This is a genomic window from Streptomyces sp. ID05-26A, from assembly GCF_033794685.1.
Classification (GTDB): Bacteria; Actinomycetota; Actinomycetes; order Mycobacteriales; family Pseudonocardiaceae; genus Lentzea.
The window spans coordinates 92187-117675 of the sequence record NZ_JARAYZ010000010.1; the positions used below are offsets into that span (position 1 = coordinate 92187).

Genomic DNA, 25489 nt, shown 5'->3' on the forward strand with positions numbered 1-25489 from the left:
CGATCTCGCCTACGCGGCGTAGGCATGACAGGGTGACGCCATGGAACCAACCCGTTCCCGAGCGCGGTCGGCGCTGGCGCTCGCCGCTCTGCTGGGCCTGGCGGGGACAACCCACTTCACCAGGCCGAAGTACTACGACGCGATCGTCCCGCGTGCGCTGCCCGGCACCCCGCGGCAGTGGACGTACGTGTCCGGTGCGGCCGAACTGGCCGTCGCCGCGGCGGTCGCCACGCCCCGAACCCGCCGCCTCGGTGCATTCGCCGCGGTCGCGCTGTTCGTGGCCGTGTTCCCGGCAAACGTGAAAATGGCTCTTGATTTCCGGGACAAATCACCCAAAGCCCGTGCCATCGCGTACGGCCGCCTGCCACTGCAGATCCCGCTCGTCGCATGGGCGTGGAAAGTGGCGAAAGCAGCCCCATGACCACCCTGGGTAATCCTTAACCAAGTATCCCGCAAACGCTGTCATTTTCTGCGCGAGGAACCTTAGGATGCGCCCTGTGCAAACGCTTCTTGAGCGCGCCGCAACCGCACTCGGCTGGGAAGGTGCCGTCGTTCCCGACGTCGCCGTCCTGGGCCAGCAGGTGTCCGCGGTCGTGCGTTTGCTGCCCGACGTGCACGAGTGGAGAACCCAGAACGGCTGGCCTCCTCGGGCCGACCCCTCGTGGTTCCGCTCCTGGTTCGAGCCCGAGGCCCACGACCGCCTCCCGGTGGCCGCGGTGGAACTCGTGGGCGTCCTGGTGAGCGAGTCCACGACGGACCGGGCTCTCCAGTCGTGCGGCACCCTCCTGACCCTGGCCCCGTGCGCGGTGATGCTCCCCCGCACCGAAGAGTCCCAGGCCTGGTCCTACATCGAGCTCGACTACTACGGCATCGGTGTCGTGGTGGGTGACGAGACCGCGGTCGACCTGATGGTGCCGCCGGAGGACCGCTCGCCGGAGTTCGGGCCGTCGCTGTTCGGGCGGTGGCTGCTCGAGGTGCTGTACGAGCGGGTCCTGAAGGCGGCGCACGCGCCGGCGAGCAGCAGCTCCCAGGGCTGAAAGCTCAGGACTCCACGGACCGGATCAGGTCCTTCAGGCCCTGCTCCTCCAGCAGGTCGGCCGGCCGCACCGTGTGGTCGTGCCGCACGTAGTGGAACGCCGCGCGCACCGTCTCCAGCGGCGCGCCCACCAGCGCCGCCCAGGCCAGCCGGTACGCCGCGAGTTGCACGGACAGCGCGGGCAGGGCCTCGGCTTCGGGCACGGCGCCGGTCTTCCAGTCGACCACGGTCCAGCCGTCGGCGTCGCGGTACACGGCGTCCATGCGGCCGCGGACCGAGATCCCGTCGAACTCCGCCTCGAACGGCACCTCCACGTCGTGCGGGGTGCGGTCCGCCCAGGCGCTGGCCAGGAACGACTCCTTCAGCCTCTCCAGATCGGAGTCCGGGGAGGCGTCGGCGTCACCCGCGCCCGGCAGGTCGTCCAGGTCCAGCAGGCGGGTGGCGCCGAAGCGGTTCTCCAGCCACGTGTGGAAGGCCGTGCCCCGGCGGGCCAGCGGGTTCGGCGGGAACGGGAGCGGGCGGCGCAGGCGGCGGGCCAGCTGGTCCGGGTCCTTGGCCAGCTCCACCAGCTGCGAGACCGACAGGTGGGCCGGGAGCGCCACCTGTTCGCGGCGGTTCTGGGACGCCGCCCGTTCGGCCAGCAGCACGTCGACGTCGCGGGCCCAGCCCTCCGGGTCGGCGTCCTCCGGCATCTCGGGGTCGTCCGGGACCACGTCGTCCGGGAGCGGTTCGGGCTCCGGCGGGAAGTCGTCGTCCGGGGGTTCGTCGGTCGGAGGCGGGTAGTCCTCGTCGAGCAGTTCGGGCTCGGGCTCGTCGAAGATCAGGGCCAACGGCTCCGGCGGGGTGTTCCGCAGGGTGTCCAGGGCCGCGAGGACCATCTCGGCGCCTTCGACCACGGCGTCGCGGCGCTTGCCGAGGGGGTCCGACGGCCAGATCGAGGACTTCACGTCCTCGGCCAGCGGGTTCGGGGTGTCCACCTCGGGTTCCGGGGCCCAGACGGAGATGTCGCCCGGCGGGTCCTCCCGTTGCAGGACCTCGTGCATCTCCTGCAGGAAGACGGACGGCCCCTTGGGCTTGTCGCCGGCCTCGGCCCACCAGTGGCCCGACATCAGCAGGCTGTGCTCGGCCCGGGTCACGCCCACGTAGAAGAGCCGGCGTTCCTCGACCAGCCTGCGCTCCTCGAACTCCTCGGCGTGGAGGGTGAGCGCCTCGTCGACCTCCTTGCGGTTGTAGCCGGCGGACAGCTTCAGCGTCGGCAGGTCGGCCGAGTCGCCGCGCAGCGGGGCGGGCAGGTCGGTGACGTTCTTGAGCCAGCACGAGGACTTCTTGCGACCCGGGAACACGTCGCGGACCAGGTGCGGCAGCGCGACGATCCGCCACTCCAGGCCCTTCGCGGAGTGGACGGTGAGGATCTGCACCCGGTCCTCGGAGACCTCGACCTCGCCGGGTTCCAGACCGTCCTCGGCGTGCTCGGCCGTGTAGAGGTAGTCGAGCAACGACGGGAGCGTCGCGGACGGGGAGGCGGCGGCGAAGTCCGTCACGACGTCGGAGAAGGCGTCGAGGTGGGCCCGGCCGACCATGCCGGGCCGGGACATCGACTCGATGTCGAGCAGCAGCGTGCGTTCCACGTCGGCGACCAGTTCGGACAGCGGCTGGTCGAGCCTGCGCCGCAACGCCGCGAGCTCACCGCCGAGCCGCCGGATCCGCCGGTAGCCGTCCTGGGAGTACGAGTCGGGGTCGCCCGGGTCGTCCAGTGCGTCGGCGAGGCCGGCCTGTTCGGCGTGTTCGCCGGGCAGCGCGTCCGCGAGGACCATCAGCGGATCGTCCACAACGGACTGTCGCGGTGCGACGCCCGCCAGCTCGCGCGCCCGTGACCACAGCGCGGCCAGGTCGACGGCGGCCAGGCGCCAGCGCGACCCGGTCAGCAGGCGGGCCGCGGCCGTTCCCGCCAGGGGATCCACGAGAACCCGCAGCGCCGACACCAGGTCGCGCACCTCGGGTTCGTCGAGCAGGCCGCCGAGACCGACGACCTCGACCGGCAGCCCGCGTTCGCGCAGGGCCGCGGCGATCGCGGCCATGTCCGACCGGCGGCGCACCAGCACGGCCGCGGTCGGCGGCACCCCCTCGGTGTCGAGGTGCGCCTCCCACTGCGCGGCGAAGTTGTCCGCCATCCAGTCGAGCTCGGCGCGGATGTCGGTGTGCAGCGCCAGCCGGACGTCACCCGGCCCCGCGCCTGGCCGGGCCCGCAGTTCGTCGACGTCGAGACCGGCCTCGCGCAACGGCAGCGACACGGCGTTCGCGAGCTCGAGGACCTCGGGCGGGTTGCGGAAACTGGTCAGCAGACCGAACTTCGTCGCCGGCGGGAAGTCGTCGACGAAGCGCGGCAGGTTCGCGGCCGACGCCCCGCGCCAGCCGTAGATGGCCTGCGCCGGGTCGCCCACCGACGTCACCGGCATCGGCACGCCGTCACCGAACAACGACCGCAGCAACACGCGTTGCGCGTGCCCCGTGTCCTGGTACTCGTCGAGCAGGACGGCGCCGTACCGCTCGCGTTCCCCGGCGGACACCTCGTCGAAAGCGGCGAGCTGCGCGGCCAGCGACATCTGGTCCGCGAAGTCCAGCGCCGCCTCCTTGCGCTTGCGCTGCTGGTACGCGTCCAGCAACGGCAGCATCGCGATCCGCAGCCGTTGCGCCGCAACGATCTCCTTCAGCTTCTCCGGCAACGCGTCCCGCTGGCGAGGCGCGCGCGGAGCGTTCTCGACCAACGCGCAGAACTCGAGCGCGTGCGCCTCCAACGCCTCGGGCGTCACGAGGTGCTCGCCCAGCTCACCGGCCAGCGACAGCAGGTACCCGGTGACCGTCGCCGGCACCTTGTCCGTGTCGAGGTCCTTCGCCCACGTCGACACGACCCGGTGCGCGAGCTGCCACGACGCCGTCTGCGTCAGCAGCCGCACGCCGGGCTCCACCGGCAGCCGCAGCCCGTGCTCGGTCACCAGGCGACCCGCGTAGGCGTGGTACGTCAGCACCACGGGCTCGCCGGTCAGCACGGCCATCTTGCGTTCGCCACTGGGGTCGAGCTCGTCCAGCAGGGACGAGCCCGCGAGCCTGCGCAGCCGGGCCCGCACCCGGTCCGCGAGCTGGCGCGCGGCCTTGCGCGTGAACGTCAGGCCGAGCACCCGGTCGGGCAGCACGAAGCCGTTCGCGACCAGCCACACGACCCGTGCGGCCATGGTCTCGGTCTTGCCGGCACCGGCGCCCGCCACGACCAGCGCGGGGCGCGCGGGTGCGGCGATCACCTCGGCCTGCTCGGGGGTCGGCCTGTTCAGCCCGAGCGCCTCAGCGATCTCAAACGGGCTGACGGTCACCGGTACATCTTCCTACCCGGGCCGGACGGGTCCGCACCACCCGGGACGGTGTGTTCGCCGACAGTTCTGACGCGAGAAACGCGCAGGTCAGGAAGGTGACCCTGTTGTTCGCGCCCGGCAGGGCACCGTGCGGCCGGTTCGCTGCGGGGATCGCGCACGCCTCGCGGCCGGTCCGCCGCCGGGATCGAGCACGCCTCGCGGCCAGTCCGCCACCGGGGTTGAGCACACCACGCGGCCAGCCCGCCGCCGAGACCGAGCACGCCCGGTACCCAGCCCGCTACAGGGATCGCGCCCGCCTCGCGGCCGGTCCGCCGCCGGGATCGAGCACGCCACGCGGCCAGCCCGCCAGCGAAACCACGCACGCCCGGCACCCAGCCCACCACCGAAACCGAGCGCGCCGAAGCCACACCGGACAACCACGTCTCGGCGCTGCCGGCACGTGCCCGCCCGACTCCGTGCCGGACCCCTGGAAGCTGACAGATCAACAGTGCTTACTCGCTGACCTGCCGCCCGGAGGGATGCACCGGACACGTCGTGCGCGCCGGGCAGCGATCGCAGTCCGCGTTCTCCCGAGCCGTGTACTGGGGCCCGAGCACCGACTCCGCGGCACCCTGCACGACCTCCAGCCACGCCCGCACGCCCTGTTCGTCCAGAGGCGCCTGGGTGCGTTCGACCGCCCCTGTCTTCTTGTCCTCCTTCGCCACGTAGAGCAGGCGGGCACCGCCCGGCTCCGTGCCGAGTCCGATGTGGGTGAAGCCGCCCAGCGACGACGCCAGCTGGTAGACGGCCAGCTGCGGGTGTTCCTGCGAGGCCTCGCGTGACACCGGGCTCTTGCCCGTCTTGAGGTCGATCACGACCGGGCGGCCGTCCGCGTCGTGTTCGAGGCGGTCGACCCGGCCGCGCACCTGCAGCCACGGGCCGCCGTCGCGCTTCGGCACGTCGACGACCATCTCCTCCTCCACCGCGACCTGCGTGAGCTGGCTGCGGCTCATGGCGAGCCACGCCAGGAACGTGTCGAGCATCTTCTCGACGCGCAGGCGTTCGCGGCGGGAGAACCACGGTGCTCCGGCGTCCACCGCGGCCCACGCCTCGTCCAGCTTCACCCGCAGCTGGGTCGAGTCCGCGCCGGACGACGCTGCCTGTGCCAGCGCGTGGACCAGCGTGCCCGTCACCGAGGCGAGCTCCGCCGGGTCCTGCCCGCCGTGCCGTTCCACGACCCACCGCAGCGGGCACTTCGTGATCACCTCGATGGTCGACGGCGTCACGCTGACCTTCTGCTCTTCAGTCCACAGTGGAGCGTCGACGGACACTTCCGCCAGGCCGTACCAGGACTCCGGGTGTGCGCCCGGCACGTTCGCCTCGGCCAGCCGGGCCAGCTGCTCGGCCGCGCGCGCACGCCGGGCCGAGTCCTCCGAGTCCGAGCACACCACCCGGCGGAGCTCGCCGACCAGCTCGCCCAGCACCAGGCCTCGTTGCGGGCGGTGCAGCTTCCGTTCGTCCTCGGCGGACGACTCGATCTCGTCCAGGAACCGCGACGGCTGCTCGTCCTCCCCGCGCACGGCGCTGATCAGCAGCTTCGACCGCGCCCGTGAGGCGGCGACCAGCAGCAGCCGGCGTTCCTCGGCGAGGATCGGTGCCACCGCCGACACCGACGGCTCAAGCCCGGCCAGCACGTCCACCATGCGTTCGACGCCCAGCACGGTGCCACGCAGTCTCAGGTCGGGCCAGCTGCCCTCCTGCACGCCGGGAACCGCGACGACCTCCCACTCGCGCCCGGCCGCGGAGTGCGCCGTCAGCACGGACACCGCCTCCCCGGTCGGGGCGGAGGCGGCCAGCGTGTCGCCGACGATCCGTTGCGACTCCAGGTAGTCCGCGAACCCGGCGACCCCCGAACCGGGCAACCGGTCGACGTACTTCGCGGCCGCCTCGAACAACGCCACGATCGCGTCGAGGTCCCGGTCCGCCTGCATGCCCGGCATCCCGCGCCGGGCCGACTGCGCCACCCAGCGGTCCTGCAGACCCGTCGCCGTCCACAGGTCCCACAGCACGACCTCGACGGACTTGCCCGCCTCGATCGCCTTGCGCGCCAACGACAGCAGGTGCCCGATCCGCCGCGCGGGCATCGACTCCGCGTCCTCCAGCGCCGCCAGCCGGTCCGCCGTCTCCACGACCTCGACCAGCAGGTCGCCGCTCGGCCGGTCACCCCCGGCCGCCATCTCCAGCCGCCGCAGACCACGCCGCAACCGCCTCAGCGCCAACGGATCCGCGCCACCGTACGAGGACGACAGCAGCATCGCCGCCGTGTCCTCGTCCAACGATCCCGGCGCGGCGGCCGCCCGCACCAGCGCCAGCAACGGACGCACCGCGGGCTGCTGCGCCAGCGGCAACTCGTCCGACGCGACGGACACCGGCACGCCGGCCGCGAGCAGAGCACGTTGCAACACCGGCAGGGACAACGTCGCCGACCGCACCACCACGGCCATCTGCGACCACGGCACCTCGTCGGCCAGGTGCGAGCGCCGCAACTGGTCCGCCACCCACGTCGCCTCCTGCGCGGACGACGCGAGCAACCGCACCTGCACGGACCCCTCGCCGTCCACGGGATCCACCACCCGCGCGGGAGAGGCACCGGGCAGCCGGGCAGCCAGCCGCGCCACCGCGTCCCGGACCTCCGGCAGCATCCGGTGCGACTGGCGCAGCACGACCGTCTCGCCGTCCGCGTCCCGCAGGATCTCCGGATCGGCGCCGCGGAACGTGAAGATCGCCTGGTCCGGATCACCGGCCAGCACGAACCGCGCGGCCCCGGACCCGAGCGAGCGGATCAGCGAGTACTGCATCGGATCGAGGTGCTGCACGTCGTCGACCAGCAGGTACCGCACCCGCCGCCGTTCGGCGAACAGCAGGTCCTCGTCGTTGACGAACGCCGCGTACGCCGACGACACCAGCTCGGCCGCGTCGTAGGCGGGGGCGTACGCCGTCGCGGAGTCCATCCCGGACAGCAGGTTCACCGCCTCGTACTGCGCCCCGAACCGCCCGGCCGCCACCCACTCGTCCCGCCCGTGCTGCTCACCGAGCTCGATCAGGTCCTCCGGCCCGAGTCCGCGTTCCGCCGCGCGCAGCAGCAGATCCCGCAGCTCGTGCGCGAAGCCCGGCAGTTCCAGCGCCGGCCGCAACCGCTCCGGCCACTTCAACGCCCCCAGCTCCACGTCGCCGGCGAGCAGCTCACGCACCATCGCGTCCTGGTCCGGCCCGGACAGCAGGCGCGGCGGCGGCTCGCCCAGCAACACCGCCTGGTTGCGCAGCACCGCGAACGCGTAGGAGTGCACCGTCCGCACCAACGGCTCGCGGATCGCCGACAGATGCCCGGTCAGCAACGAAGTGATCTGCGCGCGCAACGCCACCGACGCGCGCCTGTTCGCCGTCAGCACGAGCACGTTCTCCGGATCGGCCCCGTGCTCCAGCACGACGTGCGCGGCCAGTTCGGCGAGCAGCGTCGTCTTGCCGGTGCCGGGGCCGCCGAGCACGCGGACGAAGCCCTCGTGCTCGAAGACCCGCTGGGCAGCGGCGTCCCACCGGGGACGCGGCCGCGTCTCCGGCTTCCGGCGGACCAGCTGGGGTGGAAGTGCCACGCATCGATTGCACCACGCGGCACCGACAAGATCGTCGAAGCCCGCCGCAAGCCACCGAATCGCCCAGTTCAGAGGCGTGAACGCGGCACGCTGCCACTCGGCCGAAGCCGCGGGCCGTTTTCGCCTACCTTCTTGACAGACAGCAGTGGTCTAGTCCATTTTTGAAGACGTTGTGAGCCCCCTCACTGCCAGCTCCGCCGCCCTGGACCGAGCAGTCTCTGGAGGACTGATGAAGCGGTTCCTCGTCGGCGCAGTCGCGGCCACGTGCGCGGCGATCATGCTGCCCACGACCGCACAGGCGGCCGTCAACCCCGTGCTCGCGGCGCCCTACCTCTACCAGTGGGGCGGCCAGCCCAACCCCGCCACGGTCATGCAGCAGACGGGCATCAGGTCGTTCACCCTGGCGTTCATCCTGAGCGACGGCACCTGCAACCCGAAGTGGGACGGCAGCCGCTCGCTGACCGGGTCGGACAAGACGCTGATCACCAACATCCGCGCGGCCGGTGGTGACGCGGTTCCGTCGATCGGCGGCTGGTCCGGAAACAAGCTCGGCCAGTTCTGCAACTCCCCCGCGGCGCTGGCGGGCGCCTACCAGAAGGTGATCGACGCCTACCAGCTCAAGGCGATCGACATCGACATCGAGGCCGCCGAGTTCGAGAACAACACCACGCAGGACCGCGTGCTCGGCGCGTTGAAGATCGTCAAGCAGAACAACCCGGGCGTGAAGACCGTCATCACCATGCCGACCGACCGCACCGGCCCGAACTCCTGGGGCAAGCGCCTGATCACGCGGGCCAAGGAACTCAACGCGCCGATCGACACGTGGGCCGTCATGCCGTTCGACTGGGGCAGCGGCGGAGACATGCTCGCTCTCACCAAGAGTGCCGTCGACGGCCTGAAGAACCACGTCAAGTCGACGTTCGGCCTCACCGACGACGCGGCGTACCGGCGCAGCGGCCTGTCGTCCATGAACGGCAAGACCGACACGGGCGAGACCGTCACCCCGCAGAACTTCCGCGACATCGTGACGTGGGCGAACTCCAAGCACCTGGCGCGCGTCTCGTTCTGGGCCGTGAACCGGGACCGCGGCAACTGCGGGGCGATGAGCTCGTCGTGCAGCGGCATCAACCAGCAGACCTACGAGTTCACCAAGGCCTTGGCGAAGTTCACCGGCTAGCGCTTCTCCGGTGGCCGGACGTGACCCCGACCCCGTCCGGTCACCGGAGTTCCAGCTCCTGCAAGAAGTCTCCCGCCGTGCGCGCCGCGCCGAAGTGGCCACCGGTCGCGAAGTCCGCGCCCGCGTCGAACCACCACTGCGCCTGCTCCGCGTTCTCGATCCCCTCCACTGCGACCGACACGCCTCGCTCCTGCAGCAACGGCAACAGCGCCACCACGTACGGAGACCGCGAGTCGACCAAGCCCCGTGCCACCCGCACCGCTCGCACCGGCAGGTCGGCCGCGAGCAGGCCGAAGTCCAGCGGCCCCATCCCGAAGTCGTCGATCGCCGTCAGCACGCCCATGCGGGCCAGCACGGCCACGTTGTCCGCCGCGTCGGGCTCGGACAGCCGGCTGCCGGGCACGCTGATCATCAACTGCTCGGGCGGCACCCCGATCTGGTCGAGCACCTCCACCACCCGCGAGACCAGGTCCGCGTCGGACGCCTGGTGCGCGGTGAGCCGCACGGCCAGCGGCTTGTCGAACTGCCCGCGCTGCCGCCACCACGTCGACTGGCCGCCCGCGACCCGCAGCAGCCACCCGCCGAGCGGCAGGATCAGCCCGGTCTGCTCGGCCAGGTCCGCGCACCGCTGGTGGTCCAGCACACCGGATTCCGGCCTGTCCCAGTGGAACTCCGCCTCGGCGCCGGTGACCGCGCCGTCCGACAGTCTGACGATCGGGCGGTACCGCACGGTGATCTCGCCGTTCTCCCACGCGGCCGGCATCTCCACGGCCAGCGCGTCGTCACGGCGTTCCTCGGCGTCCTGACCGGCGTGGAACAGCTCCCACTGCCCGCGCCTGCCCTTCTTGGCCCTGCGCAACGACCTCTCCGCCGCGCGCAGCACGTCGAGCGGCTCCTGTTCGCTGCTCGGCCGGTGCACGACGCCCGCGCTCATCGACGCCGAGACCCCGTGGCCGTCCACGAAGGTCGGCTCGGACATCAGGTCCTCGTTGATGCCCTTCATGATCGTGTCGATGCCGGGCGTGGTCGCCGTGTTCTCCACGAGGACGCCGAACTCGTCGCCGCCGAAGCGGGCGATCATGACCTTCTCGGCCGCCAGCAAGGCTTTCAGGCGTCCGGTCACGTGCTGCAGGTACCGCTCGACGACCCGGCCGCCGAAGCTGTCGCGCAGCATGCCGAACGCGTCGAGGTCGAGGTGGAAGACGGTGACGCCGTGCTCGGGATCGGCCTTGCGCAGCGCGATCTCCAGCTGGGTCGTGAAGAACTGGCGGTTCGGCAGCCCGGTCAGCGGGTCGTGCAACGCCTGCCGCTGGAGCTCGCTCTGCAGCAGCGCCAGTTCGGTGCCGTCCTCGACCACCACGACGAAGTGCATCGGCTTGTCGTCGGCGCCGCGCAGCAGTGACGCGGCCAGCGTCACCGGCGCCGAGTCGCCGTCCTCGCGCAGCAGCCGCTGCGACTGCCGGAAGCGTTCGATGGTGCCGTCGGCGAGGTCGGTCATCGACTCCCGCAGCGACTCCACGAAGGAGGGCTCGATCAGGTCGAGCAACGGGGTGCCGGTGAGCTCTTCCGTGGTGCGCCCGAGGATCTGGCCGATGGCCGCGTTCACCTGGAGCAGCCGGCCGTCGAGACCGACGATCAGCACACCGTTGGTGGACGACGTGACGACCTCGTTGAAGCGGGCCTGGCTCTCCTTGAGGTTCCAGTTCGCGTCGCGGACGGCCTTGAGCAGCGACCGCTGCATGCTCTCCTGCTGTGCCAGCACGGATTCCGCGTTCGCCGCGGTGAAACCGGCACCGAGCGCACCGATGGCGAGCACGATCCGTTCCGCGTAGCGCTCGAGGGGCTGGAACTCCGGCAGCGCGAGCAGGCCCCTGCCGAGCACCTCGGTCGTGCAGCGCAGGCCGAACTTACCCAGATGGCCCAGCGCCGCGAGGTCCGCACCCGCCGCCTCGACCGGCGCGGTGGCGAACGGTTCCTCGTGCAGCATCGAGCACAACGCGTCCAGCCGGACGCGCAGTTCGTCGTCGAGATCGTCTCGGCCCAGAGGAATCGCGACTGCTCCGAGCAGGCGATACGACCATTTCCGCGCGAGCGTCGTCCGCGCCCGCGCATTGTCCTGAGGCGAGGGCGTTACATCAGGTATTCGACTCGGGTTGGACATTCGGAGGGCCGCCTCGCATTGGGCTCTGAAGTCCGGCAGTTTACCCACGCAGAGTCGGCGCCGCCTCAACCGGCCGCGTGAATCTAGTTCACACCATCGAGAATGGTTATGGCTTCCGGCCGACGCCGGCGAACGCGATCCTGTTCACCGCTGGATCATCGGAGATGTCACCAGGACCGGCAGGTCGCCATTCGGCGTACTTGACGAGTCCGGGCTCGACCAGCTCGAAATCACCGAAGAAGGACTCGATCGCCGCGCGGTCGCGATAGGCGACGCCACCCCCGCCCGACTGGGCCATCCGGTCCGTCACGGCCCTGGCCTCCTCGTTGACGTGGTCGCCCGCCATGTGCGAGATCGCGAGGAAGCTCCCGCTGGGCAGGGCCTCGCGGTACCGCTTGAGCAGGCCCTGCGGGTCCGCGTCCTCCGGCACCCAGTGGACCATGAACAGCATCAGCAGCCCGATGGGCTCGTCGAAGTCCAGCAGCCGCTTCACCTCGGCGCTGCCGAGGATGCTCTCGGGGTCCCGCATGTCGGCCTGCAGCACGCCGACGCGGTCGTTACCGGCGACGATCAGCTCACCGTGGGCCACGGCCACGGGGTCGCGGTCCACGTACACGACCCGGCTGGACGGGGCCTCGTCCTGCGCGACCTCGTGCACGTTGGCCACGGTCGGGATGCCCGAGCCGATGTCCAGGAACTGACGGACGCCCTGCTCGGTCATGTACCGCACCGCCCGGCGCAGGAAGGCCCGGTTGAGCCTGGCCGCGCTGCGGGAGTTCGGCATCATCTCCTCCGCCTTGTCGCCCATCACGCGGTCGACCGCGAAGTTGTGCGCGCCCCCGAGCAGGTAGTCGTACACACGCGCCGCGCTGGGCACGGACACGTCGACGCTCTGCGGAATCCAGTTCTGCCCGTCGGACACGACGACCCACCCTCTTCAGGTTGCGGACGCACCTCTTCAGGTTGCGGACGCACTAGCTTAGTCATGCACAAAGCGCTAGCGACTAGGCCGCAAGTGTGAACGCACTCCACCCGATCGGGCACTGTCACTCTGGACCGAACGACTCATAGGGTGGCCCGATTCTCTTTCCGCCTCGCGAGGAGCGATGATGTCCGTCCCGGTGGCACCCGGTCGGCTGCCATTTCTCGGGCATTCGTTGCCAATGCTCAGGAAAAAATTCGTATTCACCGGGAATTTACGAGACCAGGGTGATCTGGTCGAAGTACATCTCGGGCCGATGCGCGCCTATTTCGTCGCCAGTCCGGCTCTGACGCACCAGGTGCTGGTCACCGACGCGCCGAAGTTCCACAAAGGCCGGATGTACGACAAGTTCCGCCCGTTCGTCGGCAACGGCCTGGCGGTGTCGAGCGGGGCCTTCCACCTGCGCCAGCGCCGGATGATGCAGCCGGCGTTCCACCGCGACCGGATCGCGGGCTACGCGAACACCATGCTCCGCGCGACGCTCGACCTGCTCGACAGCTGGCAGCCCGGCGACGTGCGGCAGCTCGAAGCCGACATGCAGGGCCTGGCCGTCACGATCGTCGGTGAGGCGCTGTTCTCCTCCGAGATCGGCCAGAAGGCGATCGACGAGTCCCGCCGGTCGGTCTTCGTGATCATCAGGAACGGGATCCTGCGCGCGCTCTCGCCGGGGTTCGTCGAGAAGCTGCCCATCCCGGCCAACCGCGAGTTCGACGAGGCCATCGCCCGGATGCGGGCCATCGTCACCGAGGTGATCGAGAGCCGCCGCGACGACGACACCGACCACGGCGACCTGCTGTCGACTTTGCTGATGGCGCGCGACCCCGACACCGGCGAACCGATGACCGGGGACCAGGTCTTCGACGAGGTCATCACGCTGCTCACCGCGGGCATCGAGACCACCGCGCTCGCCCTGGCCTGGATCTTCCACGAGATCGCCGCCAACCCCGAGGTGGAACGGCGGGTCGTGGCGGAGGTCGACGAGGTGCTGGCCGGGCGCGCGGTGACGATCGACGACGTGCCGAAGCTGACGTACCTGGGCCAGGTCGCGCAGGAGGTCCTGCGCAAGTACCCGCTCTGGCTCGTGATGCGGCGCACGGCCGAGGAAGTGCGGCTCGGTGGCGCGGTGCTGCCGCCGGGCACCGAGGTGATCCTCAGCCCGCACACCATGCACCACGACCCGGCGAACTTCCCGGACCCCGAACGCTTCGACCCGGACCGCTGGACGCCCGACCGCGCGAAGCAGCTGCCCAAGGGCGCGTTCGTGCCGTTCGGCGGCGGCATCCACCAGTGCATCGGAAACCACTTCGCGCTGACCGAGATCGCCGTCGTCGTGGCGACGGTCTGCGCCCGCTACCGGCTGGTCCCCGACCGGCCCGTGCGCACCAAGTTCACGAACGCGGCCTACCCCAACGACCTGATGATGAAGGTCGTCCCCCGCTAGCTGGAGGTTGTTCCCCCATGCGTTTCCGTCGGCTCAGTGCCGCCGTGCTGCTCGCTGCCCTCCTGCCGGTTCCCGCACCGGCCAGCGCTGCCGCGACCACCTGCGAGGACGTGTACACGCCCGTTCAGTTCGGGCTCATCCGGCAGACGATGTACGGCAGGCTGTGCGTCCCCCAGGGAGCCCGGACCGTTCAGGTGCTCGTCCCCGGTGGCACGTACACCAGCGGCTACTGGGACATCCCGGTCGAGGGCGAGACCCGTTCGGTCACGCGCGCGATGAACAGCGCGGGCATCGCCACCATGGCGGTGGACCGGATCGGCTCGGGCAAGAGCACCAAGCCGTTGAGCATCCTCGTCGACGTGCCGAACCAGGCCGAGGCGGTGCACCAGATCATCCAGAACCTGCGCCCGCGGTTCTCGAAGGTCCTCGTCGGCGGGCACTCCATCGGCTCGGCCATCGCGATGGCGGAGGCGGGCCGGTACCGCGACGTCGACGGCGTCCTGGTCACCGGCATGACGCATCAGTGGGACTACATCAGGGCCGTGCCGGCGCTGACGAACCTGATCCCCGCCGTGATCGACCCGAAGCTGAGCCTGCGGGGCCTCGACGTCGGCTACCTGACGACGGCGCCGGGCACGCGCTACACCATGTTCCACGCGCCGGGCCCGAGCATTCCCGCCGTGAACACGCTCGACGAGGCCACGAAGGACGTCGTCTCCGCGGGCGAGTTCGTGACCACCGCGCTGATGTCGAACCTCGTGCTGCCGGTGAGCGCCCTCATCAACGTGCCGGTGATGACCATCCAGACCTCGGCCGACTACTTCTGCGGCACCCCGCCGCTCGGCGCCGACTGCTCGTCCTCGGCGGCGCTGGTGCGGTCCGAGAAGCCGTTCTACCCCAAGGCACCGAGGCTCGACGGCTTCGTCGTCAACGGGTACGGGCACGTCTTCAACTTCGACACCAAGACGGCCGACCGCTACCACTCGGCGGTCACCGAGTGGCAGCGCGGCCTCTAAGAGATCTTCCGCAGGAACTCGCCCGCGTCCAGCGGGGAGCCGTAGTGGGCGCCGATCGCGAGGTCGGCGCCCGCTTCCTGCCACCACTTCTCCTGCTCGGCGGACTCGACGCCGTCCACGCAGAGGTTCACACCCAGCTCGTGCACGGCCGGGATCAGCGCGGCGGAGCGGGGATCCTGCCTGTGCACCAGGTCCTTCGGCACCAGCACGGACACCACCGGCAGCGCCGAGAGCCAGGCCAGGTCACGCGGGCCGAGCCCGAAGTCGTCGAGGGCGATCCGGACGCCCATGTCCGCTAGGGTGCCCAGGTTCTCCGCCGCGTCGGCCACGCCCAGCACGCCCACCGGCATGCTCAGCGTCAGCCTGGCGGCTGGCATTCCGGTCTCCTCCAGCACCTTCGACACCCGGGACACCAGGTCGGCGTCGGTCGACTGGTGGTGCGTGAGCCGCACGCCGAACTGCTGGTCGAGCTCGCCGCGCTGGCGCCACCACTGGGCCTGGCCGGTGGCGATCCTGATCAGCCACTCACCCATCGGCAGGATGAGCCCGCTCTCGTCCGCGAGCACCGCGCAGTGGTCCGACAGATCCCAGTGCAGCAACGCCTCGACGCCCGCCAGTGCGCCGGTCACCAGTTCGCGCACGGGCTGGTAGACGACGCCGATGTCGCCCTGCTCCCACGCTCCCGGCATCACGACGGCGAGTGCCGCGTCCCGGCGGCCGGCGGCGTCCTCGCTGGTGTGGAACAGCTCCCACTGGCCGCGGCGGTCGCGCTTGGCCTGCCGAAGTGCCAGGTCGGCCGTGCGCAGCAGTTCGACCGGATCGATGTCGGCCTGCGGCCGGTGCACCACGCCCGCGCTCACCGACACCGCGAGGCCGTGACCGTCCACATAGGTCGGTTCGCCCAGGTCGGCGTTGATGTTCGCCACCATGGTCGCGACGTTCGGCGTGAGCGCCGTGTTCTCCACGACGATGCCGAACTCGTCACCGTCGAACCGCGCGACCATGGACTTCTCGTGCGACATCACGGCCCGCAGCCTGCGTGCGACGTGCTGGAGCAGGTGTTCGCCGACTCGCGCGCCGAGGCTGTTGCACACCAGGCCGAACGCGTCGAGGTCGAGGTGGAGGATCGTCACGCCGAACTCGGGATCGGCCCTGCGCAGCACCGTTTCGAGGTGGGTGGTGAAGAACTGCCTGTTCGGCAGCCCGGTCAGCACGTCGTGCAGTGACTGCCTGCGCAGTTCTCCTTGCAACAAAGCAAGTTCCGTGTCGTCGTCCGCCATCACGAGGACATGACTGGGCTTGCCCTCGTCGTCCCTGAGCAGGGACGCCGTGAGCGTCACCTTGGCGAACTCCCCGTCACCGCGCACCAGTTGCATCGGTTCGCGCTCGAACTCGCCGCGTTCGGAGAGGACCCGTTCCATCATCTCGCGGAACACGACGATCGAGGTCGGCGCGATGAGCTCGACGAGACGGGTGCCCAGCTCGGGCGGACGTCCGATGATCACGCCGATCGACTCGTTGCCCCAGGCCAGTCTGCCGTCGAGGCCGACGATCAGGACGCCGTTGGTGGACGAGGACGCGATGCCCTCGAACTTCGCCTCGCTCTGGCGCTGGTCCCGTTGCGCGTCGTGGGCCGCCTTGAGCAGCGAGCGCTGCATGCTCTCCTGCTGGTCCAGGATCGAGCGTGCTCGCGCGGCGGTGAAGCCGCACGTCAGCGCGCCGATTCCGCCCACGACGCGGACCGTGTGCTGGTCGCTCGAGTGGAACTCCTCCAGCGCCAGCAAGCCTTTGCCGAGCACGTCGACCGTGCGCTTGAGGCCAGGCTCGTTGACGTAGCCGAGAGCGACGAGCCGTTCGCCGACCTCCTCGAACGGAGCAGGGTCGAACGGTTCGCTGTGCAGCGCCGCGCACAATGCGTCGAGCTGAACGCCCAGTTCGGCGTCCAGCTCCTCTCTGCTCAGCGCGACTACGACGACGCTGCTGAGCAGGTAGCTCCACTTGCGCGACAAGGCTTCTCGCGCACGGACGGCGGCGGTGTCCTCGGGTGGAGCGGCATCGGGTCTTCGGCTCGGTTTCGTCATTCCCGTTGCCCTGTATGGGTTGGAGAGTGTCCGGCAGTTTACCCACCGGCAGTCGACGCCCATTGCGCCAACCGTGTGATCCTCCGACACTACAGCGTGGTTTCAGTCCTTACGACCGACCCCAGCGTACAAGAACATGTTCATCGACGCCTCGTCGGCGAAATCCCCCGGTCCGTCCGGCCGCCACTCCCCGCAGCCGACGAGACCGGGCTCCACCAGCGAAAACCCGTCGAACAAGGCGCTGACCTGGGCATGGTCGCGCATGTGCATCTGGTCGGCGCTGCGACTCTGGTTCACGACCGCGGCGGCCTCGTCGACGCTGCCGTCGATCTGGTCCTTGGCGACGTGCGTCATGACGAGGAAGCTGCCGGCGGGCAGCGCGTCGCGGTAGTGCGCGACGAGCTTCTCCGGACCGTCCTCGTCCGGCACCCAGTGCATCATGAGCAGCATCAACAGCCCCACCGGCTCGTCGAGGCGCAGCAACCTCCCGACCTCGGGACTCGACAGCACGATCTCCGGATCGCGCATGTCGGCCTGCACGATGGCGGCGTTTTTGTTGTCAGCCAACAACAACTGACTGTGCGCGACCGCGACCGGGTCCTTGTCGACGTAGACGACGCGCGCGGCCGGGTCGCGTTCCTGAGCGACCTCGTGCACGTTCGCGACGGTCGGGATGCCGGAACCGATGTCGAGGAACTGGCGAATCCCCTGGTCCATCAGGAAGTTCACCGCCCGGCCGAGGAACCGGCGGTTGAGTCTGGCGACGCTGGGCAGCCCTGGCACCAGCTTCTCGATCTGCCCGCCGACCTGGCGGTCCGCGGCGAAGTTGTGGGCGCCGCCGAGGATGTAGTCGTAGACGCGGGCCATGCTCGGCACGTTCGTGTCGATGCCGAGCGGAACCCAGTTCTGGGTCTCTGCCACGGGGAACACCTCTTCGGTCGTTCGTGGCTCGTCGGGGAAGACGCACGAGCTTAGTCACCCGAGCGACGCACGCACTGAACCATCAGAGTGACGCCGAACCACCCGTTCAGGCACTGTCGTCTTCCCCCAAACGGCTCCTAGGGTGGTCCGTCCCCATTCGGCCGAACTCCTCAGGAGTCCGAATGTCCGTCCCGGTGGCTCCCCACCGATGGCCGTTGCTCGGGCACACCCCGTCGATGCTGACGCGGCGCGCCAAGTTCACCGACGCGCTGCACGAACACGGCGACGTCGTGCGCCTCGACCTCGGCCCGCTGCACGCGCACTTCGTCACCAGCCCAGCGCTGACGCACGAAGTTCTCGTGTCGCAAGGATCGAAGTTCCGCAAGGGCGCCATGTTCGACAAGTTCCAGCCGTACCTGGGGACGGGACTGCTGCTGTCGAACGGCGAGTACCACCTGCGCCAGCGCCGGATGATGCAACCGGCGTTCCATCGGGAACGGATTGAAGCCTATGCCTCGACGATGGCTCGTGCTGCTGCTTCGCTGGCTGCGCGGTGGCGCCCCGGCGAGGTCCGCGTCATCGAGGACGACATGCAGGAGCTCGCGGTCACCATCGTCGGCGAGACGCTCTTCTCGACGGAGATCGGCAGGCGCGCGGTCGAGGAGGTCCGCCGGTCCATCTTCACGGTCATCCAGCAGGGGATGATCCGCGCGCTCTCCCCGTCGTTCGTCGAGAAGCTCCCGCTGCCGGGCAACCGGGAGTTCGACGCGGCCATCGCGCGCATGAAAGCCGTTGTGCTGCAGGTGATCGAGAGCTGGCGAGCGGACGGCCGCGACAACGGCGACGTCCTGTCCATGCTGCTGCTCGCGCAGGAGGACGGCGTCGGCATGACCGACCAGCAGACCTACGACGAGGTCCTGACCCTGCTCACAGCGGGCATCGAGACCACGGCTATCGCGCTGGCCTGGGCCCTCTACGAGGTGGGCACCTCCCCGGAGGTCGAACAACGCCTGCACGCCGAGGTCGACGCGGTCGTGGGCGACCGCCCGGTGACGTTCGCCGACGTCCCCTCCCTCACCTACACGGCGCAGGTCGTGCAGGAGACCCTGCGGATGTACCCGATCTGGTTCGTGATGCGCCGGACGCTGACCGAGGTACAACTCGGCGACGTCTCGTTACCGGCGGGCGCCGAGGTGATCGTCAGTCCCCACGCCCTGCACCACGACGAGCGCTACTTCCCGTCCCCGCAACGCTTCTGGCCGGACCGCTGGACTCGTGAGTTCACGGCGGGCCTGCCCCGCGGCGCCTTCATCCCGTTCGGCGGCGGCAACCGCCAGTGCCTGGGCAACACCTTCGCCCAGACCGAGATCGTCATCACCCTCGCCACGATCGCCGCCCGCTGGCGACTGGTCCCCACCCGTCCGGCACGCGTGAAGTTCACGTCCGCGCCGTACCCGAACGGCCTGCTCATGAGGGCCGTCCCCCGCACCCAGCCCGAGAGGTAGTACCCCCATGCGTTTCCGCCGGCTCTGCGCCGTAGCGCTGCTCGCCACCGGAACCCTGTTAGCCCCGCACACGGCCTCCGCCGCCACCTCCTGCCAGGACGTCACCTACCCGGTGCGCATCGGCCTGACCCCACTGGTCACCACGCAGGAGACGATGGCGGGCAGGCTCTGCGTCCCCGACGGCGCGAGGACCGTGCAGGTCCTGATCCCGGGCGGCACCTACGACCGCACGTACTGGGACGTGGGCTTCGAACCGTCGACCCACTCGTTCACCCGGTCCCAGAACAACGCGGGCTTCGCCACCCTCGCCCTGGACCGCCTGGGCACCGGCAAGAGCAGCAAACCCCTGAGCGCACTGGTGACGGCCTCGACCCAGGCCAGCGCGGTCCACCAGGTCATCACCACCCTGAAACCCCGCTTCACCAAGGTGATCGTCGCGGGCCACTCCATCGGCTCGGCGATGGCGATGATCGAGGCAGGCACCTACCGCGACGTGGACGGCGTCCTGGTCACCGGCTTCACGCACAAGATGAACTACACAACCGTGGTCCCGGTGCTGGCCAACATGATCCCGGCGGGCCTGGACCTCGGCTACCTCACCACGATGCCGGACACCCGCTACAACTCGTTCCACAAACCGGGCCCGCTCATCCCGGGCTCGATCTCGTTCGACGAGGCCACCAAGGACGTCTTCGCGGTCACCGAGGCCGTCGACACGATCCTGCTCAACACGGTGATCATCCCGATCTCCCGCCAGATCAGGGTCCCGGTGTTCCTGGTGGTGGGCAACGACACCCACTTCTGCAGCGCGGGCCTCCCCCTCATGGGCAGCGACTGCTCGACCCCAGCAGCCCTGAAAGCAGACGAGGCGCCGTTCTTCCCAGCGGTTCCGCGCCTCGACACCTACGTCCTCAACGGCTACGGCCACTCCATCAACTACGCCCCGAACGCCCCGGACTACCACGCCGCGGTAGCCCAGTGGTCAAGAACCATCTAGCTAGACTCACCGCATGGACGAAGAGATCCACGAGCGAGTCCGCGAAACGATCATGGCCATCCCACGCGGACGAGTAGCCACGTACGGCGACATCGCGGATCTGGCCAAGGCCCCGTCACCACGGCTGGTGGGCCGAATCCTCAACGAGGACGGCCACGACCTGCCGTGGCAACGGGTCCTGAAGGCCGACGGCACCTGCGCCCCACACCTGCGCGACACCCAGCTCCAACTCCTCCACGAGGAGGGCGTCCCGAACCTGGACGGCAAGGTGAACCTGCGGGACTACCGCTGGGAGGACGCCCGCAAGGACGAGCCCGTCGAGCCACCGGGTCTCTGGTAGCCACAACACCGACCGCACTCGCCAGCGCAGGCCACCCACCTACGGCGCCTGGCGTGGCGATGCGGAGCGAGCCGTGTGAACCTCGTGCTCTGGGTAGCGACAGGCCCCGCTCACGGCGATTGGGCTTGACCTTGGCTGGGCGGGATGCCAGAGGCTCGAGGTCAAGCCCCAATCGCAAGCCCTTGATCCGTCACGACCTGCGCGCCCGTCCTAGCAAGGCGACCGCCCCCAGGAACGCGACCAACCCCGCTGGAACCGGCAACAGCATCCAAGAACCGCCGCACCAACACCTCAACCACCACCGGATGAGCCCCGATAGGCGCAGAGACAACCTCAGCCCCACAGGCAGCAAGCGACTCGTGGAACACCCCAGGAGCCAGCAACCAGGAAGCCACAGCCACCCGACCCCGAAACCCAGCAACAACATCAGCGACCCGAGGCGTAGCGGTAGCCACATATCCAACCCCGGCAGCACCCAGCAACTCCCCGGCGACCCGCACCGAAGCCAACGCCGCCGAATCAGAAGAACCCGCCGCGGCAAGCACAACAACATCACCGCGGCGGAAACCCGCTTCACGCAACCGATCCCGAACAGCCGGCACCGCGTCCAACCCGAGCGGCGGAGTCACGACAACCCCGTCCCGCCCCCCGATCTGCTCGGGAATGTCCACCCGGACGTGATACCCGGCAGCCAGGAACACCGGCACCACGACACAGGGCCCGTCCACCACGGCCCGAACAGACGGCTCCCGGACATCCGCATAAGCCACCACAACGGGAACATCCACAAAGGCCTGAACAGCCGCCGCGATCTCAGCACACACCACAGGCCCACGAGGATCCCGCGTCCCGTGAAACGCCAACACCAGCTTCATGCAGGCTCCATAGCTAGCCGATACCCACGCTTCACAACCGTGCACACCATCTGCGGCGACCCCAAAGCGGTCCGCAACCGCCCGATAGCCGTCTCCACGGCATGCTCCTCGCCACCAGAAGGCAGGGCAGCCAACAGTTCCTGCCGGGAAACAACCCGTCCCCGGGCAGACACCAGAGCTCGCAGCACAGCCATCGGCGCAGGCGCAACGGGCCGCAGCTCACCGTCGATCACCACGGCCTGAGCGCGCATCTCCATGTCCCGCGAGGCAATCCGCAGCCGCAACGCCCGGGAAGGCAACTCCACAGCCAACTCCCGCACCATCGACCCGATCCGGGAACGAGCGGGCTGCACCACGGGAATCCCGGCGGCGACCAACGGCCCAGCGGTGATGGCACCAACTCCGACGACCAGAACATCGCGCCGCAAACAAGAAATCAAAGCCGCCGAGTCCGGAGCCGTCCGCAACACGGAAGAAGCAGCAGGCGCCGACGTGAACGTCAGAGCATCCACCTGCCCGGCCACCACAGCGTCGATCAACCGCAGCAACGGCCCGACATCAGCCGGCGGCTCCCACCGGTAAACCGGGATCTCGACAACCTCAGCCCCCGCGGCGGCAAGGGTGTTCACGAAGTCCGGCAACGGCTCCCCGTGCAACTGCACGGCCACCCGCTTCCCGGACACCCCCATCCGCAACAGGTACTGCAACAACTCGGCGTTCGACTCGGACGACGGCGACCAGGCCTCGACCAGCCCGGCAGCCCGAACCGCACCCTTCGCCTTCGGACCTCGCGGCAACACCACAGCGCCCTCCAACGCTCGGTGCAACCGCCCGGCCAGCCCCCACCCCTCGGCAGCCTCGAACCACCCGCGAAACCCGATGGCGGTGGTGGCGACCACGACGTCCACCGGCGACGAAACCAGCTCCAACGTCGCCGCGTGCAGAGTCGCGTCGTCGGGCAGCGGCACGATCCTCAAAGCCGGTCCGTGCACGACGGAAGCGCCCTTGCGTTCCAGCATGGCGATGAGCTCGTCGGCGCGGCGGGCCGCGGTGACGCCGATCGTGAAGCCCGCCAGCGGGCCTGTCATGTCAGCTCCACAACACCGTCACGCACGCGCACCTGATGCACCGCAACGGAAACGGACGGCTCGTCCAGGCACTTGCCGGTCGCCAGCTCGAACGCCTGCTTGTAGACCGGCGACACCACGACCGGCACGCCGCCGCGGTCGCCGATGATGCCGCGCGACAGCACCGCCGCGCCGCTGAACGGGTCGATGTTGTCCAGCGCGTGCAGGGAGCCTTCCGCGGTCAGGAACACCGCCACCTGTGAGCCGTCGGGCAGCAGTGCCGCGACACCCTGTTCCGGACGCAACACGTCGAAGTCACAGACGATCACCTGACGACCTCCGGAATGCCGAGGGAGACGGGGACGCGCTGACCGCGTTCAGCGCGGAACGAGATCGAAGGGTCCGGCACACCCGGCGCGTTCACGAACGACGTGAACCGGGCCAGCTTCTCCGGGTCCTCCAGCACGCCACGCCACTCGTCGGCGTAGTCGGAGACGTGCGACTCCATCGCGGTCTCCAGCTCCGCGCAGATGCCGAGTTTGTCGTCGACGACGACCTCGCGCAGGTGGTCGAGCCCGCCGTCGAGCCCTTCCAGCCACGCCGCGGTGCGCTGCAGCCGGTCGGCCGTGCGGATGTAGAACATCAGGAACCGGTCGATCACCCGGATCAGCTCCTCGGTGTCCACATCGGACACCAGAAGATCGGCGTGCCGAGGCGTGAAGCCACCGTTGCCGCCCACGTACAGGTTCCAGCCGTTCTCCGTGGCGATCACGCCGAAGTCCTTGCTGCGCGCCTCAGCACATTCACGCGCACATCCGGACACGGCCGACTTGAGCTTGTGGGGCGACCGCAGCCCCCGGTAGCGCAGTTCCAGCTCGATCGCGAGACCGACGGAGTCCTGCACGCCGTACCGGCACCAGGTCGTGCCGACGCAGGACTTCACCGTGCGCAAAGACTTGCCGTACGCGTGCCCGGACTCGAAGCCCGCGTCGACGAGACGACGCCAGATCTCCGGCAGCTGGTCGACGGTCGCGCCGAACAGGTCGATGCGCTGACCGCCGGTGATCTTCGTGTAGAGCCCGTAGTCACGAGCGACCTCGCCGATGACGATCAGCTTCTCCGGCGTGATCTCACCACCGGGGATGCGCGGCACGACCGAGTACGTGCCGTTGCGCTGGAGGTTCGCCAGGAACTTGTCGTTGGTGTCCTGCAACGAGACCTGCGCCTCGCCGAGGATGTGCCCGTTGCCCAGCGACGCCAGGATCGACGCCACGGCGGGCTTGCAGATGTCGCAACCACGTCCGGTGCCGTGCTTCTCGACCAACGCGGAGAACGTCGTCACGCGCGTCGCCCGGATGATCTCGAACAGCTCCGCGCGGGAGTAGGTGAAGTGCTCGCACAACGCCTTGGACTGCTCGACACCGCACTCGGTCAGCAGCTTCTTCAGCATCGGCACGCATGAACCACAACCCGTGCCGGCCTTGGTGCACGCCTTCAGCTCGGCCACGTCGCACGCCACACCGGACCCGATCGCGTCGGTGATGGTCTGCTTGGTCACCGCGAGACAGGAGCAGACCTGCGCGTCGGCGGGCATCTCCACGTCCACGGCGCCACCGGGCTGCAGCAGCGCGGCCGGAACTTCCTTGCCGACCAACGGCCGCAGCGACAGGTACGACGAGGCGTCACCGACGAGGACGCCACCCAGCAGGATGCGCGCGTCGTCCGACACCACGAGCTTGCTGTAGGTACCGGCAACAGCGTTGTTGACGACGACTTCCAGCGCACCCTCGGTGGCAGCGTGTGCGTCGCCGAACGACGCCACGTCCACCCCGAGCAACTTCAGCTTCGTGGACACGTCGGCACCGGGGAACACCTTCGCGCCACCGGAGATCTGGTCGGCGACCACCTCGGCCATCGAGTAGCCAGGCGCCACCAGCCCGTACGTCACGCCCTCGACGGCGGCGCACTCGCCGATCGCGAACACGAGCGGATCGGAGGTCCGGCAGGCCGCGTCGACCAGGTAACCACCGCGCGGTCCCAGTTCCAGCCCCAGGTCGAGGTCGGTGCGCGGCCGGATGCCCGCGCTGAACACCACCACGTCGAGGTCGAGTTCGAGACCGGAGGCCAGCTTGGCGATCAGCCGCGTCCCGTCGCGTTCGATCGAGGAGGCGGAGGTACCGGTGTGCACGGTCAGGTCGAGCTTCTCGACCAGCCGCTTGAGCAGCGCCGAACCACCGTCGTCCACCTGGATCGGCATGAGCCGGGGTGCCAGCTCGACGACGTGCGGCGAGACTCCCATGCCGCGCAACGCGTTGGCGGCCTCCAGCCCGAGCAGACCGCCACCGAGCACCATCCCGGAACGGCGGCCGGGGCGCGAGGCCGTCTCCACCGTCGCCCGGATCTCGTCCAGGTCGTCGATCGTGCGGTAGACGTGGCAACCGGGCAGGTCGCGGCCGGGCACCGGGGGTACGAACGGCACCGAGCCGGTGGCCAGCACCAGCGCGTCGTACGAGATCTCGACACCGGAGGCGCCCACCACGACCCGGCGGTCGCGGTCCACGGACACGGCCTTCTCACCGAGGCGGAGCTCGCACCCGCTCAGCGCGGGCAGCTCCAGATCCGCGGAGTCCCAGCTGTCCACATAGGACGACAACGCGACGCGGTCGTACGCGGGGCGGGACTCCTCCCCGAACACCACGATCCGCCAGGGCGAGTCACGGAGGATCTCGACGAGCCGGTGGCCGACCATGCCGTTGCCGATCACGACCAGGGTCTTGCTACTCGACGCAGTCATCGGGCATCCCTCCTTCCGCCCGGTATGCTCACCGGGCGGCGTGTCATCCCAAGGTCCGCGACATTTCGCGGGTGTTAAAGGAAACTCTCGCCGCAGTTCAGA

18 protein-coding genes are annotated in these 25489 nt (G+C 69.6%); 8 read left to right on the forward strand and 10 right to left on the reverse strand.

Going from position 1 to position 25489, the window contains the following annotated elements:
• Nucleotides 1-40 precede the first annotated feature (40 nt).
• Together PV646_RS44225 and PV646_RS44230 are read left to right on the forward strand one after the other, a co-directional pair.
• Nucleotides 41-421 carry a DoxX-related protein gene (locus PV646_RS44225; RefSeq protein ID WP_500349128.1) on the forward strand — a complete coding sequence of 127 codons (381 nt, stop codon included), beginning with the start codon at nucleotides 41-43 and terminating at the stop codon, nucleotides 419-421.
• Between the two features lie 76 nt (nucleotides 422-497).
• Complete coding sequence (locus tag PV646_RS44230; RefSeq protein WP_500349129.1) at nucleotides 498-1037, forward strand: hypothetical protein; 540 nt, start codon at nucleotides 498-500, stop codon at nucleotides 1035-1037.
• A 4-nt stretch (nucleotides 1038-1041) separates the two neighbouring features.
• Here the strand turns inward: PV646_RS44230 and PV646_RS44235 are convergent, their stop codons facing one another.
• Together PV646_RS44235 and PV646_RS44240 are read right to left on the reverse strand one after the other, a co-directional pair.
• Nucleotides 1042-4401 (reverse strand): ATP-dependent helicase, encoded by a 3360-nt coding sequence (locus PV646_RS44235; protein ID WP_500349131.1) that lies wholly within the window; start codon nucleotides 4399-4401, stop codon nucleotides 1042-1044.
• 491 nt (nucleotides 4402-4892) lie between these two features.
• Nucleotides 4893-8030 carry an ATP-dependent helicase gene (locus tag PV646_RS44240; RefSeq protein ID WP_500349132.1) on the reverse strand — a complete coding sequence of 1046 codons (3138 nt, stop codon included), beginning with the start codon at nucleotides 8028-8030 and terminating at the stop codon, nucleotides 4893-4895.
• A 229-nt stretch (nucleotides 8031-8259) separates the two neighbouring features.
• On the opposite strand from PV646_RS44240, the gene PV646_RS44245 reads away from it, so the two are divergent.
• Nucleotides 8260-9207 carry a chitinase gene (locus PV646_RS44245; RefSeq protein WP_500349134.1) on the forward strand — a complete coding sequence of 316 codons (948 nt, stop codon included), beginning with the start codon at nucleotides 8260-8262 and terminating at the stop codon, nucleotides 9205-9207.
• Nucleotides 9208-9247: 40 nt separating this feature from the next.
• On the opposite strand, the gene PV646_RS44250 is transcribed toward PV646_RS44245, so the two are convergent.
• Both PV646_RS44250 and PV646_RS44255 read right to left on the reverse strand, forming a co-directional pair.
• Complete coding sequence (locus PV646_RS44250; RefSeq protein ID WP_500349135.1) at nucleotides 9248-11368, reverse strand: putative bifunctional diguanylate cyclase/phosphodiesterase; 2121 nt, start codon at nucleotides 11366-11368, stop codon at nucleotides 9248-9250.
• Nucleotides 11369-11474: 106 nt separating this feature from the next.
• On the reverse strand, nucleotides 11475-12290 hold the full coding sequence (locus PV646_RS44255; RefSeq protein ID WP_500349136.1) for an SAM-dependent methyltransferase: 816 nt from the start codon (nucleotides 12288-12290) through the stop codon (nucleotides 11475-11477).
• A 187-nt stretch (nucleotides 12291-12477) separates the two neighbouring features.
• On the opposite strand from PV646_RS44255, the gene PV646_RS44260 reads away from it, so the two are divergent.
• A complete protein-coding gene (locus tag PV646_RS44260; protein ID WP_500349137.1) occupies nucleotides 12478-13791 on the forward strand; it encodes a cytochrome P450 in 1314 nt (437 codons plus the stop codon).
• 17 nt (nucleotides 13792-13808) lie between these two features.
• Nucleotides 13809-14807, forward strand: coding sequence for an alpha/beta hydrolase (locus PV646_RS44265; RefSeq protein ID WP_500349139.1), 999 nt, complete (start codon nucleotides 13809-13811; stop codon nucleotides 14805-14807).
• On the opposite strand, the gene PV646_RS44270 is transcribed toward PV646_RS44265, so the two are convergent.
• Nucleotides 14804-16888, reverse strand: coding sequence for a putative bifunctional diguanylate cyclase/phosphodiesterase (locus PV646_RS44270; protein ID WP_500349140.1), 2085 nt, complete (start codon nucleotides 16886-16888; stop codon nucleotides 14804-14806). The two genes, PV646_RS44265 and PV646_RS44270, sit on opposite strands and share 4 nt — an antisense overlap.
• A 102-nt stretch (nucleotides 16889-16990) precedes the next feature.
• Nucleotides 16991-17809 carry an SAM-dependent methyltransferase gene (locus tag PV646_RS44275; RefSeq protein WP_500349142.1) on the reverse strand — a complete coding sequence of 273 codons (819 nt, stop codon included), beginning with the start codon at nucleotides 17807-17809 and terminating at the stop codon, nucleotides 16991-16993.
• A 182-nt stretch (nucleotides 17810-17991) separates the two neighbouring features.
• On the opposite strand from PV646_RS44275, the gene PV646_RS44280 reads away from it, so the two are divergent.
• The 3 genes from PV646_RS44280 to PV646_RS44290 are packed head-to-tail and all read left to right on the forward strand — an operon-like array spanning nucleotide 17992 to nucleotide 20651.
• On the forward strand, nucleotides 17992-19314 hold the full coding sequence (locus PV646_RS44280) for a cytochrome P450 (protein ID WP_500349144.1): 1323 nt from the start codon (nucleotides 17992-17994) through the stop codon (nucleotides 19312-19314).
• A 7-nt stretch (nucleotides 19315-19321) separates the two neighbouring features.
• The gene (locus tag PV646_RS44285) at nucleotides 19322-20311 is read left to right on the forward strand and encodes an alpha/beta hydrolase (RefSeq protein WP_500349146.1); all 990 of its coding nucleotides are present in this window, start codon (nucleotides 19322-19324) and stop codon (nucleotides 20309-20311) included.
• Nucleotides 20312-20324: 13 nt separating this feature from the next.
• Nucleotides 20325-20651 (forward strand): MGMT family protein, encoded by a 327-nt coding sequence (locus PV646_RS44290; protein WP_500349148.1) that lies wholly within the window; start codon nucleotides 20325-20327, stop codon nucleotides 20649-20651.
• Between the two features lie 161 nt (nucleotides 20652-20812).
• Here the strand turns inward: PV646_RS44290 and PV646_RS44295 are convergent, their stop codons facing one another.
• The 4 genes from PV646_RS44295 to nirB are packed head-to-tail and all read right to left on the reverse strand — an operon-like array spanning nucleotide 20813 to nucleotide 25387.
• Complete coding sequence (locus PV646_RS44295) at nucleotides 20813-21526, reverse strand: sirohydrochlorin chelatase (RefSeq protein ID WP_500349150.1); 714 nt, start codon at nucleotides 21524-21526, stop codon at nucleotides 20813-20815.
• Nucleotides 21523-22614 carry a uroporphyrinogen-III synthase gene (locus PV646_RS44300; protein ID WP_500349151.1) on the reverse strand — a complete coding sequence of 364 codons (1092 nt, stop codon included), beginning with the start codon at nucleotides 22612-22614 and terminating at the stop codon, nucleotides 21523-21525. Before PV646_RS44300 ends, PV646_RS44295 begins: the two co-directional genes overlap by 4 nt.
• On the reverse strand, nucleotides 22611-22922 hold the full coding sequence (gene nirD, locus PV646_RS44305) for a nitrite reductase small subunit NirD (protein WP_500349152.1): 312 nt from the start codon (nucleotides 22920-22922) through the stop codon (nucleotides 22611-22613). Before nirD ends, PV646_RS44300 begins: the two co-directional genes overlap by 4 nt.
• The gene (gene nirB, locus PV646_RS44310; protein WP_500349153.1) at nucleotides 22919-25387 is read right to left on the reverse strand and encodes a nitrite reductase large subunit NirB; all 2469 of its coding nucleotides are present in this window, start codon (nucleotides 25385-25387) and stop codon (nucleotides 22919-22921) included. Before nirB ends, nirD begins: the two co-directional genes overlap by 4 nt.
• Nucleotides 25388-25489: the final 102 nt, after the last annotated feature.